This window comes from Lacibacterium aquatile, assembly GCF_042683105.1.
Classification (GTDB): Bacteria; Pseudomonadota; Alphaproteobacteria; order Elsterales; family Elsteraceae; genus Lacibacterium; species Lacibacterium aquatile.
Genome location: NZ_JBHUIP010000012.1, coordinates 591,600 through 607,632 on the forward strand (window position 1 = coordinate 591,600; position 16,033 = coordinate 607,632).

Below are 16,033 nucleotides of genomic sequence, written 5' to 3' on the forward strand. Positions count from 1 at the left end.
CTCCGGCCCGCGACTAGACGCAGGTCCGTCATTCATGGCCGTTCAACTGTTCCTCTGGATGAATATAGGGATTGGCGATCCCGAAACCGGCCAGGATGACCGCTTCCGTCGCTTCCATATCTTCTGCCTCATCCTCGTCTTCATGGTCATATCCCAGCAGATGCAGGGTACCATGGACGACAAGATGCGTAATGTGATGTGCAATTTGCTTCTGCTGCTCAACCGCTTCCCGGCACACCGTTTCATAGGCAAGCGCGATATCGCCGATCTGCGGCGGCGGCATATCGGGTGACAGCGGCGCGTCCAGCGGATCGTCGCTGGGAAAAGAAAGCACGTTGGTCGGCTTGTCCTTGCCCCGCCAGTCGCGGTTCAGAATCCGCACGGCAGCATCATCGGTCAGCAGCACGGAAACGGATGCAGCAGCAAGATCCGGCGCCGTTTTGGCAAGTGCTGCCCGGATCGCGCGGTCGACGAGGCCGGTCGCGTCGGGAACATCGTCCCAGCGACCGGCCTCGATGCTTATGTCTATGTCGAGGCTCAACCGCCACGCTCCTCGGGTCGTCCCGGCATAGCGAGACGCTGTTCGTCCTTGGCGTTGTAGGCCTTGACGATGCGGGTCACCATCGGGTGGCGCACGATGTCCTGTTCATTAAAGCGCACAAAGGAGATCTCCTTCACGCCTTCCAGCACCTCGATGGCGTCTTTCAGACCTGAACGCGCGCCCAGCGGCAAGTCGATCTGCGAGAGATCGCCCGTAATCGCCATGCGGCTGCCTTCACCCATACGGGTCAGGAACATCTTCATCTGGGTCGGCGTTGTGTTCTGCGCTTCGTCCAGGATGATGAAGGAATTGGCCAGCGTGCGGCCACGCATGAAGGCCAGCGGTGCCACTTCGATCTCGCCCGACTCAAGACGCTTTTCCACCTGATCGGCGGGCATCATGTCGTAGAGCGCGTCATAGAGCGGGCGCAGGTAGGGGTCGACCTTGTCCTTCATGTCGCCGGGCAGAAAGCCGAGGCGTTCGCCCGCCTCAACCGCCGGGCGCGACAGAATGAGGCGTGTCACTCGCCCTTCGAGCAGCAGCGATACGGCCTTGGCAACGGCCAGATAGGTCTTGCCGGTACCGGCGGGGCCGATGCCGAACACAAGTTCGTAATCGCGCAGGGCCTGGAAATAGGTCCGCTGGGTCGGCGACCGCGGCTCGATGGTCTTGCGCCGAGTGCGCAGAATCTCGCCTTCGCCGCCACCGCCGCTGCCTTCAGCCGGCGGCGCTTCTGCCATCCGAACCGCCGCGTCGACTTCGCCCATATCGATGGTCCGGCCGCGCTTGGCACGCCCATAAAGGGCCATGAGCGCATCCTTGGCGATCTGCGCAGGCCCCAAGGCCCCGGAAATTGCCACCATATTACCGCGCGGAACGATGGCGATTTCGAGCAACTGCTCGATGCGCGCGAGATTCCGGTCGTGTTCACCAAAGAGCAACGGCAACAGCGCGTTGTCCTCGAAGGTCACGTAAAGCGGTTCGACTTGGGTTTTGACGGTGGTTTCGGTCACGCAGTCACCCTCGGCTGTGGCGATGAAAGGGACGATGCTTCGGCAGACTCATCATAAAAACTGCCGGTGAGCGAATAGGCATGTTCGCGGTCGATCCGCACCATCCGGATCGATCCGACCAGATCCAGGCCACCCTGCACATGGACAGGCTGCAGATAGGGCGAGCGGCCCATCATCTGACCGTCATGTTTGCCCGGACGCTCGAACAGCACGGGCAGAACCCGGCCCACCGACTCCCGGTTGAAAGCGGCATTCTGGGCGCGCAGCAGATCGTTCAGTTCCGCCAGCCGGGCATCCTTCAGCTCTTCGGGCAGCTGATGATCCGATAGGGACGCAGGCGTCCCCGGACGCGGACTGTATTTAAAGGAGAAAGCCTGCGGGAAGGTGATGTCCCGGACCAACCGCATCGTCGCCGCGAAATCCACGTCGCTTTCACCCGGGAAGCCAACGATGAAATCGGACGAAAGCGCCAGATCGGGACGCACGGCTTTGAGCTTATCGACGATACGGCGGTAATCGTCGCCCGTATGCTGACGGTTCATCATCTGCAGGATCCGGTCGGAACCCGACTGCACCGGCAGATGCAGGAACGGCATCAGTTGCGGCAGCGCGCCATGGGCCGCGATCAGATCGTCGCCCATGTCACGCGGGTGCGAGGTGGTGTAACGGATGCGCTCCAACCCCGGAATATCGGCCAGGGCATAGGAAAGCTTGGCCAGGGTCCAGGTCGATCCGTCCGGCCCCTCGCCATGATAGGCATTGACGTTCTGACCCAGCAGGGTGAGTTCGCGGGCGCCCAAAGCGACAAGGCGACGCGCCTCTTCCAGGATTTTATCGGCCGGGCGGGAGAACTCTGCCCCGCGGGTATAGGGCACGACGCAGAAGGTGCAGAACTTGTCGCAGCCTTCCTGGATCGCCAGGAACGCCGTCACCCCATGGACCGTATCGGGGGCGGGCAGATGGTCGAATTTCGATTCGATGGGGAATTCGGTATCGAGGATGCCGAGGCCCGGCTGCGCCTTCCAGCCAACCTTAGCGACGGCAGCGCCACGCTCGGCACGCGCCACCATTTCGGGCAGGCGGTGATAGGTCTGCGGCCCCAGCACGATATCGACGAAGGGTGCACGCGCCATGATCTCGGCGCCTTCGGCCTGGGCAACACAGCCCGCGACAGCCAGGATGACCTTGCCGTCCTTCTCTTCCTTGATATCGCGCAGGCGGCCCAGCTCGGAGAAAGTCTTCTCCGACGCCCTCTCACGGATATGGCAGGTATTGACGATCACCATATCCGCTTCTTCCGGGCTTGCTGCCGGAGCATATCCAAGCGGCGCCAGGACATCCGCCATGCGTGCGGAGTCATAGACATTCATCTGGCAGCCGTAGGTGCGGATAAAAAGTTTTTTGGGCATAGTCCCCGGTGATCCTGACACAACTTCGATAATACGCGACTTCACGCCGCGACGGTAGGGTTTGCGCGTTCAGTCTTCCGCGCGCACCGACGCCTCGACCCGGCCGGAGTTGGCCGCCGCCACCCCCTCGGACACCAGCTTGTGGCAATGGGCGGCGAGTGCCTTGCGGCCGCCCTTGCCAAAATCGGCCAGCGCGACCGGCGGGTGGAAGACCAAGGTCACCTCGGCATTTCCCATCCCGGCCACCTTCAACAGATGGGGCGCGAGCTCCATATCGCCATACCACGCATAAAAAGGCCGCAAGGCCCGGCCGAGCGGTATGCCGTTGAGGCGCGTATAGGCGATGGAAACCGGCTGGATCGTCATCGGCGGTTCGGTCGGGATCTCGGCCACGCTGAAAAGCGCGCTCTTGAAGGGCAGTACCCGATTGCCGTCATCGCTGGTCCCTTCCGGGAACAACACCAGATTGTCACCGGCCTTCAGGCGGTCGGCGATATCATTGCGCTGGGTATCGGTCGAGTTGCGTTTGCGATCGACAAAAACCGTCCGCTGCAGCTTTGCCAGCCAACCAAACAGCGGCCAGGAGGCCACCTCGGTCTTGGCGACAAAGCTGACTTCCAGGAAAGCGGACAGCACGATGATGTCGAGGTAGCTGGCGTGATTGGAGATGAAGAGCGTCGGATGCGAAGTGGACGGCTCGCCCACCAGCTTCACCTTGAAGCCAAACAGCCGCAGGCAGCAGCGATGATACCAGACCGGGAAACGCGCCTTGGCCCGCCCGTCGAGATACAGGAGCACAACTTGCACCGGCATCAGAGCAAAGGTGAAGATCAGATAGAGCGCCAACCTGACCACGGCTGTCAGCCGGGATCCCAAACCTTCCACGTCAGTTAGCTCCCCGATCCGTCGGATACATGGGTTTCACGGGTCGTTCGCGAGTAGTGCTGGAAATATTTGTCCGTCACCAGATCGGTCTGGACGATGATGAAGACGTCGACGGTATTGAACTGCTCGTCGATCACCGCGCCTTCACCGATGAAACCACCCAGACGCAGATAACCCTTTACCAGGGGCGGCAATTCGCCCAGGGCCTTGCGCGGATCGATTTCCTCCTTCGCCATCAGGTTCATCGATACATAGCGCTCGGGCAGAGCCTTGACCGCAATGGCTTCGGGGGCCGGATGGAAGTGATGCAGATAGGAGAGCGCGAGCGCGTGCTCTTTTGGATCGGTGCCCGGCAGACTGGCGCAGCCGAACATCAGAACGATGTCGTGCTTGAAGACATAGGCCGCGATGCCACGCCACAGCAACTGCATGGTCGGACGGTTGCGGTAGCGCACATCGACGCACGACCGGCCCAGTTCCAGCAGATTGCCCTTGAGCGCCAGCAGATTGCCGATGTCGTACTCGTCCTTGGAGTAGAAACCGCCGCGGGCATCGGCGGCAGGCCGACGGATCAGGCGATAGGTGCCGACAATCGACTCCGGTCCGCTGCCAAGGCTATTGTCGACCACCAGCAGATGGTCGCAAACCGCGTCGAAATGGTCGACATCGCGCTTGCTGGCCGCCGTCTCCGGATCGGCCCTGGCATCCATCTCCTCATAGAAGATGCGATAGCGCAGTTCCTGCGCGGCCACGATTTCCGCATCGTTGGCCGCCAAGCGCACTTCGATGTTGCCGACGATCAGATCGCCAGCAAGCGGCCCCTTGTCAGGGACGTGCATGGATGACATCAGCGGGCTTTGCCCCGCTTGGCGTTCTGATCACGGTCCAGCGGCACACCATAGAGTTCGAGCCGGTGATCGATCAGGCGATAGCCCAATTCCTCGGCGATCTTATGCTGCAACGCCTCGATCTCACGATTCGAGAACTCGATGACCTTGCCGGTATCGATATCGATCAGATGATCGTGATGCTCTTCGGGAACTTCCTCGTAGCGCGCGCGGCCATCGCCGAAATCATGCTTCTCGAGGATATTCGCCTCTTCGAAGAGGCGGACCGTGCGATAGACGGTCGCGATGCTGATCCGACTGTCGATCTCCGTCGCCCGGCGATAGAGGAGTTCGACGTCCGGATGATCGGTCGCGTCAGAGAGAACGCGCGCGATCACGCGGCGCTGCTCGGTCATCTTAAGGCCCCGGTCAAAGCAAAGACGCTCCAGACGGGACATGCTGGTTTCGTTGGTCACGATTGCAGGTCCTCCCATTCGGAAGAGTTATACCGAATGGGAGGGAACGCTACAAAGCCGATAATGGCGAAGAGCGATGAAGCTTTTAAGCAAAGCCCCTCGACCAAAGCCGTTAGGCGGCCTGTGCACCACGGCGCGGCTTGGTGCCGAGGCCGATTTGCTTAGCCAGCTTGGAGCGCTGATCAGCGTAGTTCGGCGCGACCATCGGATAATCGGCCGGCAGACCCCAACGCTCGCGATACTGTTCCGGCGTCATATTGAAGGCAGTCTTCAGATGCCGCTTCAGCATCTTCAACTTCTTACCGTCTTCAAGACAAACGATGTAATCCGGCGTAACCGACTTCTTGACGGGCACGGCGGGTTCCGGACGCTCAACTGCCACAGCAACGGGAGCGGTCCCGACGCCAGTCAAAGCAGAGTGAACTTGCTGTATCAGACTCGGCAACTCGCTCAGTGGCAGACTATTTTTGGAAAGATAAGCGGCCACGATCTGAGTGGTCATTGCGGAAAGATCGGAGGTTACAGCGTTATCAGTCATTTTGGTAAGTACCTTGGAAGCCACAAACACCACTTATATAGTCATGAAGACTGAGCATGGCAATCATCGTATGAGTATTTTTAACAAGAAAAATTATTTCCCAGAAATTTAAGCATATCTTGAATTCTTATCGAATCGTTAACAACATCAAAACCAAAGCGCTTTCGCCCTGTTTGTCCTGCACGAAAACTGTGACGCAATCTGTCGTTATCAGATTTTTGCATTGCTCATATTTTCATTTACTCAAAAAACCGGAATCGATTTTTTGAAAATAGAATGAAACGGAATGAATATTAGATGTCAGATTCGCCCGATAAACCATTTTACCTAAAGTATTAACACCGATCTCCCGTCAAATTTGACTACAATAACTTCATGGCATAGGCATAATTAAAGAAACGAGAGCTTGACCGGTCAGAAACACTCCGGAAACCTAATATATTAACCACGTCTATATTTAAGATATTCATAACGGAATATTCGCATGCCAAGATCAAGGCTGTCACGGAAATATCACCGCGGATCGGCCGGAATTAAAAGCTCCTCAAATACCTTCCGCAATGCTTGCCCATGGGCTGCAAAAGAATAAAAGCGCAATGCCGTTTCCTGGGTACGACCGGCGTAACGCGCCAGCTCTCCACGATCTTCATGCAACCGTCGGAAGGCTGCAGCCAGAGCGTCCGGGCGCGGCGGCACGATCAGACCGGCCCCCGCCGCCTCGATATCCTCGGCAACGCCGACAGTCGGGGAAAGTAGAACCGGCGTACCAGCCGCCAAAGCTTCTGCGGCAACCAGACCAAAACACTCAAAGACCGACGGCATGGCAATAATATCGACAGACCGGAAGAAGCTCTCCCGATCGCTGGCCTGGACAAATCCCGCCCAGCGCACCCGGTCCGTAACCCGGCGACGGTCGGCCCGTTCCTTCAGTTCTTCCTCGATTCCGCCGGCCCCAGCTATCACCAGCTGGACGCCCGGCGACATGTCTAGGGCATCGATCAGCAGTCCGATATTCTTCTTTGGATGCAGGCGGCCAATATATCCCACAGTCAAAGGCGACCATTCGGGATCAGGGCCGACAAGACGCTTTATCAACTCATGCGAGACTTCATCGAAGACGGGATGCCGGACAACAACGGCCTTCGGATTGTCCGACAGCAGACTTTCGCGGCGCTCCAGATCGGACGATAGAATAATGCGATCGAGGTTGCGCAGGTAATAGCCGCGCAGGGCCTTCTTGGCATATCCGAGCAGTTTGGAGCTGGCGTTGCCCATATCGAAGCGAGTCAGCCCTTCATGCGGCATCGCGACGATGGGGCGACCCACTTTCTTGGCCGCCCGAATTGCCTGGATCGTCGATAGCACCCACATCGAATGGGCGACGATGAGGTCATAATCCCCTACATTGGCCCGCAGCCAGCGCCCGAGATCGTGGGACACACCCCAGCGCACAGCCCGACTGCCTTCAGCAAAAGGAAAGCGGTGAATGCCTACATCGGCGCGGGCGAGATCGGCCACAAAACCACCGATCAGATCCTCGGTCCCCGGCTGCATCGGGAAAGCGATATCGCACTGGATGCCGACACGGCGGGCAGCAAGACAAACCGAAACAGCGGCTGAAGCAGTCCCGCCGGTGCGCGGATCGAGACCGCTGGAAACGAAAAGAACTTTCATGGCGCCCTTTCTGGGCCTCCCATATTGGGGTTTATGGTGTTTTGCTAACCCGTCCAACGGTATATAACCCGCCAAATGTCGAAAGTCCCGCCTCCCCATGTTCCGCCGACACGGCAGCTTGCCACCGCGCATCTGATGAAGCGGCTGCTGCGCACCTATGTGCGCCCCTATTGGGGCCGCTTCGCGGCGGCGATCTTCATGATGCTGATCGGGGCAGGAGCGACGGCTGCCCTGGCGAAGCTTATTCAGCCGGTTCTCGATGAAGTCTTCGTGCAGCGCAACGCCACCCTGCTTTACCCCATCGGCATTGCGGTCTTCGTCACCTTTGTAGCAAAAGCGCTTTCGGCTTATGGCGAAGCGGTGCTGATCAATACGACTGGCCAAAAGATCATCGGAGATATTCAGAAAGAGCTATTCCGCCATCTCATGAAAGCGGATCTGGCTTTTTTTCAGGCCCATCCGACCGGCACCTTGATCGCGCGCTTTACAACGGACATCGCATTGCTGCGCTATGCAGTGGCCTCGTCTCTGACCGGATTTGGCAAGGATATCCTGAGCCTGATTTTCCTGATCGGGGTCATGGTGCACCAGGACCCCTGGCTGTCGCTGATCGCTCTTGTGGTCTTCCCCAGCGCCTTCTATCCGATTGGCCGCCTGGCCCGGCGAATGCGCAAAGTTTCCGGCAATACCCAGGCCGAAACGGGCCAGTTCATGACTATGCTGGAGCAGGTCTTTCAGGGCGTACGACACGTCAAAGCCTATGCCATGGAAGAGTATGAGGCCCAGCGTGCCGATAAGCTGATCGACAGGTTGCGGTCGCTGATCGCGCGCGCCGGGCGGGTGCGGTCGATTGCGTCGCCGATTATGGAGATGATGGGTGGCCTCGCCATCGTGACCGTCATCGTCTATGGCGGTGCTCAGGTCGTGGAGGGCACTCGAACTCCTGGCAGTTTCTTCTCTTTCATCACCGCCGTACTCCTGGCCTATGAACCCGCCAAGCGCCTCGCCAATCTCAATGTCATCCTGCAGGAAGGCATGGCGGCGGCGGACCGTGTTTTTGCCCTGCTGGACGAACAGGCGCGCATCACTTCCCATCCAGGTGCGTCCGAATTGCGCGTGTCGGCAGGCGAGATCCGCTTCCAGGATGTGACCTTCCAATATGCGACCCAGCCCCGACCGGCGCTGGCCGATTTCTCGTTGACCATCGCCCCCGGCAGTAAAGTTGCCCTGGTAGGCGCCAGCGGTTCGGGTAAGACGACGGCGCTTAATCTGATCCCGCGCTTCTTCGACGTCGCCAGCGGCACCATCACCATCGACGGCCAAGACATCCGCACCGTCGCCATAGACTCCCTGCGGGCCAACATCGGACTGGTCAGCCAGGAAGTCAGCCTCTTCGACGATACCGTGCGGGCCAACATCGCCTATGGCCGTCCCTCCGCGTCGCTGGAAGAGATCATCTTGGCAGCCAAGCGGGCCGCAGCACATGAGTTCATCGAACGGCTGCCCCAGGGCTATGACACGCCGGTCGGAGAGATGGGCGACAAGCTTTCAGGCGGCCAGCGCCAGCGCATCGCCATCGCCCGTGCGATGCTGAAGAATGCGCCGATCCTGCTGTTGGACGAAGCGACCAGCGCGCTCGACACCGAATCCGAACGGCTGGTGCAGTCGGCCTTGAGCGATCTGATGCGCGGCCGCACCACTCTGGTGATCGCCCATCGCCTTTCGACCATCATGGACGCCGATCTGATCTATGTGCTGCAGGATGGGCAGGTGGCCGAACAGGGGACCCACGCCAGCCTGATGGCCCAGGGCGGACTTTACGCCCGCCTGCAGAAGGCTGAGGCCCAGGCTACATGAGGGCGCCCGCCTTCTGGCAAACCAGGGGATGGCAGTCCGACCTGCTGGAGCCATTCGGGCTGCTGGTATCCGCCCTCGCCCGCCGACGCCACCGCCATGCCACGGCTTTCGATCCAGGCGTACCGGTGATCTGTATTGGCAACCTGACAGTCGGCGGCCAGGGCAAGACCCCGGTGGTCCTGGATCTGGCTAAGCGGCTGACAAATGCAGGCCGCCGCCCCGCGATCTTGTCGCGCGGCTACAAAGGCTGCCTCAGCGGCGTTCGGGTCGATCCGGCGCAGCATTCCAATACCGATGTCGGCGACGAGCCCCTGCTGCTGGCCGAGATCGCCCCGACCTATGTCGATCCTGACCGTGCCGCCAGCGCCCGCCTGGCCGTGGCCGACTGTGCCGATTGTCTGCTGATGGATGATGGCTTTCAGAATCCGGGACTGAAGAAGCATCTGTCTTTCGTCGTGGTCGATGGCGGCAGCGGTTTTGGCAACGGGCTGGTGATACCCGCCGGTCCCTTGCGCGAAAACCCTCGCGACGGTCTGGCACGGGCGGACGCCGTCATCCTAATCGGCGAAGACAGGTTGGGGCTTTTGAGCCGCCTTGAGGCCGTACGGCCAGTGCTGCGGGCGCGCCTTGTCCCCCGCCCCATCGATCTGTCGGGCCCCATTGTTGCTTTCGCCGGGATCGGCAGGCCGGGGAAATTCTTCGACAGCCTGCGGTCGATGACAGCCAATATGGTCGACACCATTCCCTTCGACGATCATCACCCCTATGACGACGCAGACTGGCGGAAGCTTCAGGCCCTTGCCAAGACCCATGGAGCCAGGCTGGTGACCACAGCCAAGGACTATGTGAGGCTGCGGGCCGACTGGAAATCCGAGGTCGCGGTCCTGACGGTGGATCTTGACTGGAGCCATCCGGATTCCCTGATGTCCCTGCTGGAACGCGTCCTATGAAACGCCTGCGACATCTGATTGAAGCGGGCGTCGTCCTCGTCCTGCTGGGCATCTTCAAGATGCTGACGCTGGATGCCGCTTCAGCCTTCGGGGGCTGGATCGCACGCAAGGTGGGGCCGCTGACCTCCGCCGATCGTATCGCCCGGCGCAATCTTGCCCGCTTCATGCCCGAGATGGGGGCGGCCGAACGCAATGCGACCATCAGGGATCTCTGGGATAATCTGGGCCGGACATTTGGGGAATATCCCCATCTGGCCCAGATTGCAGCGGAACGGGTGGAGGTTACCGGCACCGATATCGTCGCCCGCCTGCGCGAAGACGGGATGACCGGCATCTGCTTTTCCGGGCATCTGGCGAATTGGGAGCTTCTGCCCATCGTCGCGGCCCAGCAGGGGGTCGAACTGACCGGCGTCTACCGCCGCCCCAATAACCCGTTTGTCGACCGCATCGTTCTCAAGTTGCGGGAACCGGCGGGCGGGCGTCTTGTGCCCAAGGGCAGTGAGGGCGCGCGGGAGATCCTGAAGGCGATGCTGGCAGGCCAGCATCTGGGTCTGCTGATCGACCAGAAGATGAATGACGGCATGGCCGTGCCCTTCTTCGGCACCGACGCCATGACCGCACCCGCCGCCGCACAGTTGGCCTTGCGCTTCAAATGCCCGCTGGTGCCGGTTCACCCGGTTCGCCTGCAAGGAGCGAACTTCCGCCTCGACGTTCTGGAACCCCTCGTGCTACCCGCCAGTGGCAACAAGAACGCCGATAGTCTGGCCCTGATGAGCGAGATCAATCGCCTGCTCGAAGCCTGGATCCGCGAGAATCCCGCCCAATGGCTGTGGATCCATAACCGCTGGCCAAAATCCAAGATCTGAGAATCAGTCGCAAATACCCCTTGCATAATTTGGCGAAGAGTCGCAATTTAGATTTATTCTAAATTGGAGCGACGCTGATGGCACGCGATCTGATCAAAACCGGCACCTTCGCCGCCCTGCATTTCGCAGTCGGCTTCACCGTCACCTATCTTCTGACCGGATCCGTGATGATCGCCACCGGCGTGGCACTGATCGAACCGGCCGTGAATACGGTGGTTTTCTTCTTCCATGAGCGCATCTGGCAGCGCCTCGGCGCGTCCAAAGCAGCAACCGCCTAGCGGCCGTTCAGGGCGTCATTCACCTGCTGGGGCGAAAGACCCGTGCGCCCAGCAATGGCTGCCACATAACGCTGCCGGATGGCCAGAGCGGACTGGCGTCGGGAAGCGTCGAGATTGAGCATCCCCTGCTGCTCGTCCTTTGTCATCGGCATGCCGCGCTCGCGCTCGATGACAGGCTTCAAGTCTATGGCCGCTGCCTCGGCAAACTGATTGAGTGGCGGCAGCAGCTCGATCACCCGACCGCGATAGACATGGGTCAGCGCCGCCGTCCGGTCGGCATAATCCGAATGCACGATCCGAAGCTCTGATGTCTCGGCACGTCCCGCATCAATCACCGCCTTACGCTCCACATCCGAAAACGCCCGCCCTAGCATCGCCTGCATCCGGGCCAGTGCATCCGCGCGCGGTGGCGCCCCCGGAGCAGGCGGCGGGGCCGCAGCAGGAGGAGGAGCCACGACAACGGGCGTCGGCGGGGGGACAGGAGCGGGAGCAGGGAAAGCAACCGGTGGCGGCGGCGGGCTCAGAATCTGACCCGTCGGCGCGGTCCCACGGGCCTGTCCGGGAGTGGAGGCTGGCGGCGTTTGAGTGGGTGGCGTTTGGGCCGCGGTGGGCGAGGCGGCTTCCGTCACCGGATCCGGCAGCGGCATCGCCTGATTGAGATCAAGCGCTCCGGCGGAGAACGGTAGACCCAGCGCGAGTGCCAGCCCGACCGTCTGATACCGCGATTTCCAACATCTGCTTGCCAAGGAGCGCATGCTAGACCCGATGATAGGGGTGGCCGCTAAGGATGGTTTCCGCCCGGTAGAGCTGTTCCGCGATCAAAACCCTGACGAGCATATGTGGCCAAGTCAGGGCGCCGAGAGACAAAAGAAAATCGGCCCGCTGCCGGACCGCATCATCCAACCCATCCGCCCCACCGATACAGAAGACAAGGTCCTGCACGCCGCTGTCCTGCCATTTGCCGATGCGGGCGGCGAACGCGGGGCTGTCCAGGCTTTTGCCCTTCTCGTCCAAAGCAATCAGCGTGGCGCCCGTAGGAATGGCGTCAAGAATAAGCCGCCCCTCGCGCAGTTTCAGATCAGGCGGGGGCGGCTTTTTCTTGTCTTCGACCTCGATCAGCGCCAGACGCGGGCTGAGGCGTCCGGCATACTCGTCGAACAGCGCCTTGACCGAGGCATCACGGCATTTACCGACCGCGATCAATGTCCGGCGCATGGGAGTTACTTACGCTTCGCGCGCTCTTCGCTCTCGACGCGGGCCAGCATGGCGCGATCCTCATCGTCGAGATCGTCATCGGCAGTCTCGATCGGGCCTTCGCTATCGTCCAGCATATCGTCGTCGAACGCGCCCGACTCTTCGATGGCGGTCCGCAGTTCGGGCGGCAGATCGATGCCCCACATCTTTTCGAGATTGTAGAAGCTACGCACTTCCGGGCGGAAGACATGGACGATGATGTCCTTGGCGTCGATCAGCACCCAGTCGGCCGTCTGCATGCCTTCGAGGGTGATGCCCTGGGCGCCAGCTTCCTTCAGCTTGAAGGCCAGCTTTTCAGCCATGGAGGCCACCTGGCGCGACGAGCGGCCGGAGGCGATCAACATATAGTCGGCGATGCTGCTCTTGCCGATCAGCGGGATCGTGACGATGCCTTCGCCCTTGTCGTCCTCCAACGATTGGCGGGCAACGTCGAGCATATGCTCAACAGAAGGGGTAACGGGGTCGGTCATCAAATATCCTCGATCACTTATGCAAGAGAGAGCGGCCGGTGGCCCGCAGGTGACTCGCCGAGGCCGGATGCCGTCGGATGGGGAGAAAAACCCAACCGGGGAGTTTGGTTCCGACCAGACTGCGAGCTGCTTGCGCTGGCAAGCGATAGCGCCACAACCGCCGGGCCGCAACAGCGACCCGCGCATCGGCAGAATAAGGCTCGCGCGCAAGAACCGCAATCGGCACGCACGCAGCTATGCTATGCCATCGCTGCCATCTGTGAAATCCCGCCAGATTATCGGCCCCCATCAGCCAGCAGAAATCGATCTTTGGATACTGGCGGACCAGCTTTTCCAAAGTATCGGCGGTGTAGCGGGTGCCCAGGCGGACCTCGATATCGGTCACTTTCAGACGCGGATGCAGGGCGATCTCGCGCGCATAGGCTACCCGTTCGGCCAGCGGCGCCATGCCCTTGACCTGTTTCAGGGGGTTCTGCGGGCTGACCAGCCACCAGATCTCGTCCAGATCCAGACGCTTCAGCGCCTCCAGACTGATATGCCGATGCCCGTCATGGGCCGGATTGAACGAGCCGCCGAGCAGGCCGATGCGCCGTTTACGCTTCATCGAACCGTCATGGCATGAAGCGGAGAGCGCGGCAAGGTAGCGCAGCAGGAAAACCGGATGCAGACGCGTCTTGTTTTTGCCACTTATGCGGGTCACAAGAGCGCTATCCGCTTCTGCCCCGCTTGAGGTTTCCATGGGCCGCATCTCGTCGATACTCGCGCTCATGATCGCTCTGATGGCACCGGCTGTGACGTTGGCGAGGGTCGAAACTCCGGTCGGAAAAATTCTGCTGCACCTGGATCGCAGAATGGGAGAGTTACCCAGCTATGATCCGGCGGAACGCTATATCACCTCAAAAGACGTCTATGCGTCGCGGAAGTTGGTCGAGCAGGCAGCGATCAAGATCGCGATTCTGTTGGAGAATGACGGCGATCCCAGCCGGCATCTCGTCATCGAAAAGAACTTCAATCTGCTGCGCTATGCCGTGATGTTCGGGCTGTCCGATGTCGTCGAGCTTCTACTGCGATATCCCCAGGTGCGCGTCACGGTCAATGAAGCCCTGCCCGATTCCCCTCATCTCTGGACCTGGGCCACCTTCGCTGCCGGTCAATCCAGCCGGGTCTGCGGCGATCCCCATTTCGATGCCTACTTCGAGAAATGGCAGGGCTACTTCGGCATCGCTCCCGATGATTCGCCCTATAAGGCTATCCGGCAAATGCTGGAGCAGGCAGGGGCTATCCCTCAGCCGGAAGAAGCCAGAGCCCTTTGGCTCAACCGCTGCAACCCCGCCGCCGCTTCTTGGGATCTATCTGGCCTAGAAAAGATGGGCCCCAAAGAATATATCCCCGGCGCCCGCGACCGTGTGGCCAATGCCCCGGATATTCTGGACGCCATCCTGGCCGAGATCCAATCCCAGATGACGCCGCAAGGCCTGCCCAAGCCGAGGTACTGAACAATGCGCTGGCTCCGACTTCTTCTCCTGGTTTGGCCACTGGCTGCAGTCGCGGCGGACCGACCGCCGACCGCTGATATGCTGGAGGTTCTTAGACCGCTCGAAAAGCAGCTGAAGGGGCTTGCTGAGCAATATGGCAACCGGGGTATTCCGCCCTACTCCACCGCATTTATTGAGACATCCCGGACAGCGGTGCGGGATGCTGCCATCGATTTTCGCAAGTATCTCGAAGATCCCAAAAACCGCGCAACCCTGCGGGATCAGTCGGCGGAAGCCGACCCTCTGACCGTCGCCATCTTGATGGGGTTTCCCGATTTTGTGGAAGCCTTGCTCGCCTATCCCAAGTTCCGAGCCGATGTGAACAAACCTAACCGGCATCTCGAGACGCCCTGGATCGTCGCCATCCTGCTACCGGCCCAGGCCTGGATGGTCTGCGGCGACGGCCATATGATGGGCGGCACCCTGGCGTTTTTCGGCTACCTCGGCTTCGACGCTGAGAGATCTCCCTATCGCAAGGTGCGCCGCCTGCTCGAAGAGGCCGGAGCGACCCCTCAGCCGGAACAGGCGCGCGATGCTTGGCTTAGGAACTGCGACCCCAGCCAATTCAACGGAACCTACGGCCCTCGCGAAAGCAGCCCCGGTGTGCGCCAGCGGGTGGCCGATGCGCCCGATATCCAAGCCGCCATCCTGGCCGAACTGGAAACCCTCGCCCGCTCGCACGGATGGATCCGGCCTTAGGCTTGGCCAGAGCTCTTGGGGCAGCGTATCCTCATTCCGATCCCAATCCTGCAGGTGCGTTCGTCATGGGTTTCCGCCACCTCTTCGGCTTTCTGATCGGCTTTGTATGCTCTCCAGCGTTTGCCCAGGGGGCGTTTGACGATCTGGGGAGGCTGGGGGCAGTCTTCGATGACCGGGCGATCATGGCGATGCAGACGATTTATGTGGGTGAACTGAACCTGAGCGAGGAGGAACGGTCGCCCATCCGGGCCGCACTCAAGACGAATGCAGCCGCGATCAAGAATTTTCTAGATAACCCCGCCAACAAGGACGAGCGGGGGCAGAATGCCAGCAATCTTCTCTACGCCATGGTCATGCTGGGGTTTGATGAGATCGTCGCCGTTCTCCTCGCCTATCCGGAGGTAAAGGCCAGCCTCAACGGCCCGACCGCCAACGGCATCAGCCTCTGGGCCACCGCCAGCCTTGCCCTGCCTCACAGTGGCGCCTTCTGTGGCAATGAGGCGCTGCACGACAAGATAAACCGCTTCGTCGGGGCCTATCACGGCACCAAGCCCGACGCGTCCCCCTTCCCGAAGATCCGCCGCATGCTGGAGGCCGCCGGAGCCACACCACAGGTCGAGGAAGCGAACGCAGTCTGGGCCAATAGTTGCACCGATTATATGACCAACGAGAAGCTGAGCGCCGCCCGGGACCGCATCGGCAAGGCAGCCGATATTCTGCCTGCGATCCTGAAGGAAATGGAGCGGCACGGCGGGTAACTG

General features: G+C 60.5%; 19 protein-coding genes. 7 read left to right on the plus strand and 12 right to left on the minus strand.

Annotated features, from left to right (window positions below; genetic code table 11):
• Nucleotides 1-28: 28 nt before the first annotated feature.
• The 8 genes from ybeY to ACFSM5_RS14420 all read right to left on the minus strand — a co-directional run bounded on the left by ybeY (nucleotide 29) and on the right by ACFSM5_RS14420 (nucleotide 7,363).
• On the minus strand, nucleotides 29-541 hold the full coding sequence (gene ybeY / locus ACFSM5_RS14385; protein WP_379877127.1) for an rRNA maturation RNase YbeY: 513 nt from the start codon (nucleotides 539-541) through the stop codon (nucleotides 29-31).
• Nucleotides 538-1,554 carry a PhoH family protein gene (locus ACFSM5_RS14390; RefSeq protein WP_379877128.1) on the minus strand — a complete coding sequence of 339 codons (1,017 nt, stop codon included), beginning with the start codon at nucleotides 1,552-1,554 and terminating at the stop codon, nucleotides 538-540. Before ACFSM5_RS14390 ends, ybeY begins: the two co-directional genes overlap by 4 nt.
• Nucleotides 1,551-2,963: a tRNA (N6-isopentenyl adenosine(37)-C2)-methylthiotransferase MiaB gene (gene miaB, locus ACFSM5_RS14395; protein ID WP_379877129.1), complete on the minus strand. Its 1,413-nt coding sequence runs from the start codon at nucleotides 2,961-2,963 to the stop codon at nucleotides 1,551-1,553. The genes ACFSM5_RS14390 and miaB overlap by 4 nt, the downstream gene beginning before the upstream one ends.
• Nucleotides 2,964-3,032: 69 nt before the next feature.
• Nucleotides 3,033-3,848, minus strand: coding sequence for a lysophospholipid acyltransferase family protein (locus ACFSM5_RS14400; RefSeq protein ID WP_379877130.1), 816 nt, complete (start codon nucleotides 3,846-3,848; stop codon nucleotides 3,033-3,035).
• A 5-nt stretch (nucleotides 3,849-3,853) separates the two neighbouring features.
• Entirely contained in the window at nucleotides 3,854-4,687 is an 834-nt protein-coding gene (gene olsB, locus ACFSM5_RS14405) for a l-ornithine N(alpha)-acyltransferase (protein WP_379877131.1), read from the minus strand.
• Between the two features lie 8 nt (nucleotides 4,688-4,695).
• Nucleotides 4,696-5,133 (minus strand): Fur family transcriptional regulator, encoded by a 438-nt coding sequence (locus ACFSM5_RS14410; RefSeq protein WP_379877305.1) that lies wholly within the window; start codon nucleotides 5,131-5,133, stop codon nucleotides 4,696-4,698.
• A gap of 130 nt (nucleotides 5,134-5,263) precedes the next feature.
• The gene (locus ACFSM5_RS14415; RefSeq protein WP_379877132.1) at nucleotides 5,264-5,689 is read right to left on the minus strand and encodes a Ros/MucR family transcriptional regulator; all 426 of its coding nucleotides are present in this window, start codon (nucleotides 5,687-5,689) and stop codon (nucleotides 5,264-5,266) included.
• A gap of 513 nt (nucleotides 5,690-6,202) precedes the next feature.
• Entirely contained in the window at nucleotides 6,203-7,363 is a 1,161-nt protein-coding gene (locus ACFSM5_RS14420; RefSeq protein WP_379877133.1) for a glycosyltransferase family 4 protein, read from the minus strand.
• A gap of 75 nt (nucleotides 7,364-7,438) precedes the next feature.
• Between ACFSM5_RS14420 and ACFSM5_RS14425 the strand changes: the two genes are divergently transcribed.
• From ACFSM5_RS14425 to ACFSM5_RS14440, 4 genes are all read left to right on the plus strand, one after another.
• Nucleotides 7,439-9,220: an ABC transporter ATP-binding protein gene (locus tag ACFSM5_RS14425; RefSeq protein WP_379877134.1), complete on the plus strand. Its 1,782-nt coding sequence runs from the start codon at nucleotides 7,439-7,441 to the stop codon at nucleotides 9,218-9,220.
• On the plus strand, nucleotides 9,217-10,170 hold the full coding sequence (lpxK, locus tag ACFSM5_RS14430) for a tetraacyldisaccharide 4'-kinase (RefSeq protein WP_379877135.1): 954 nt from the start codon (nucleotides 9,217-9,219) through the stop codon (nucleotides 10,168-10,170). The genes ACFSM5_RS14425 and lpxK overlap by 4 nt, the downstream gene beginning before the upstream one ends.
• Nucleotides 10,167-11,036 carry an LpxL/LpxP family acyltransferase gene (locus ACFSM5_RS14435; protein ID WP_379877136.1) on the plus strand — a complete coding sequence of 290 codons (870 nt, stop codon included), beginning with the start codon at nucleotides 10,167-10,169 and terminating at the stop codon, nucleotides 11,034-11,036. Before lpxK ends, ACFSM5_RS14435 begins: the two co-directional genes overlap by 4 nt.
• Nucleotides 11,037-11,113: 77 nt before the next feature.
• Nucleotides 11,114-11,314, plus strand: coding sequence for a DUF2061 domain-containing protein (locus tag ACFSM5_RS14440; RefSeq protein ID WP_379877137.1), 201 nt, complete (start codon nucleotides 11,114-11,116; stop codon nucleotides 11,312-11,314).
• Here the strand turns inward: ACFSM5_RS14440 and ACFSM5_RS14445 are convergent.
• The 4 genes from ACFSM5_RS14445 to ACFSM5_RS14460 are packed head-to-tail and all read right to left on the minus strand — an operon-like array spanning nucleotide 11,311 to nucleotide 13,807.
• Complete coding sequence (locus ACFSM5_RS14445; protein ID WP_379877138.1) at nucleotides 11,311-12,060, minus strand: hypothetical protein; 750 nt, start codon at nucleotides 12,058-12,060, stop codon at nucleotides 11,311-11,313. The genes ACFSM5_RS14440 and ACFSM5_RS14445 overlap by 4 nt on opposite strands.
• 10 nt (nucleotides 12,061-12,070) lie before the next feature.
• Nucleotides 12,071-12,529, minus strand: a complete 459-nt coding sequence (gene rlmH / locus ACFSM5_RS14450) for a 23S rRNA (pseudouridine(1915)-N(3))-methyltransferase RlmH (RefSeq protein WP_379877139.1) — start codon at nucleotides 12,527-12,529, stop codon at nucleotides 12,071-12,073.
• A gap of 5 nt (nucleotides 12,530-12,534) precedes the next feature.
• On the minus strand, nucleotides 12,535-13,038 hold the full coding sequence (gene rsfS, locus ACFSM5_RS14455; RefSeq protein ID WP_379877140.1) for a ribosome silencing factor: 504 nt from the start codon (nucleotides 13,036-13,038) through the stop codon (nucleotides 12,535-12,537).
• Between the two features lie 13 nt (nucleotides 13,039-13,051).
• Nucleotides 13,052-13,807 carry a nicotinate-nucleotide adenylyltransferase gene (locus ACFSM5_RS14460; RefSeq protein WP_379877141.1) on the minus strand — a complete coding sequence of 252 codons (756 nt, stop codon included), beginning with the start codon at nucleotides 13,805-13,807 and terminating at the stop codon, nucleotides 13,052-13,054.
• Between ACFSM5_RS14460 and ACFSM5_RS14465 the strand changes: the two genes are divergently transcribed.
• The 3 genes from ACFSM5_RS14465 to ACFSM5_RS14475 all read left to right on the plus strand — a co-directional run bounded on the left by ACFSM5_RS14465 (nucleotide 13,806) and on the right by ACFSM5_RS14475 (nucleotide 16,030).
• Nucleotides 13,806-14,534 (plus strand): hypothetical protein, encoded by a 729-nt coding sequence (locus tag ACFSM5_RS14465; protein WP_379877142.1) that lies wholly within the window; start codon nucleotides 13,806-13,808, stop codon nucleotides 14,532-14,534. The genes ACFSM5_RS14460 and ACFSM5_RS14465 overlap by 2 nt on opposite strands.
• 3 nt (nucleotides 14,535-14,537) lie before the next feature.
• Nucleotides 14,538-15,272, plus strand: a complete 735-nt coding sequence (locus ACFSM5_RS14470) for a hypothetical protein (RefSeq protein WP_379877143.1) — start codon at nucleotides 14,538-14,540, stop codon at nucleotides 15,270-15,272.
• A 65-nt stretch (nucleotides 15,273-15,337) separates the two neighbouring features.
• Nucleotides 15,338-16,030: a hypothetical protein gene (locus tag ACFSM5_RS14475; protein WP_379877144.1), complete on the plus strand. Its 693-nt coding sequence runs from the start codon at nucleotides 15,338-15,340 to the stop codon at nucleotides 16,028-16,030.
• Nucleotides 16,031-16,033: the final 3 nt, after the last annotated feature.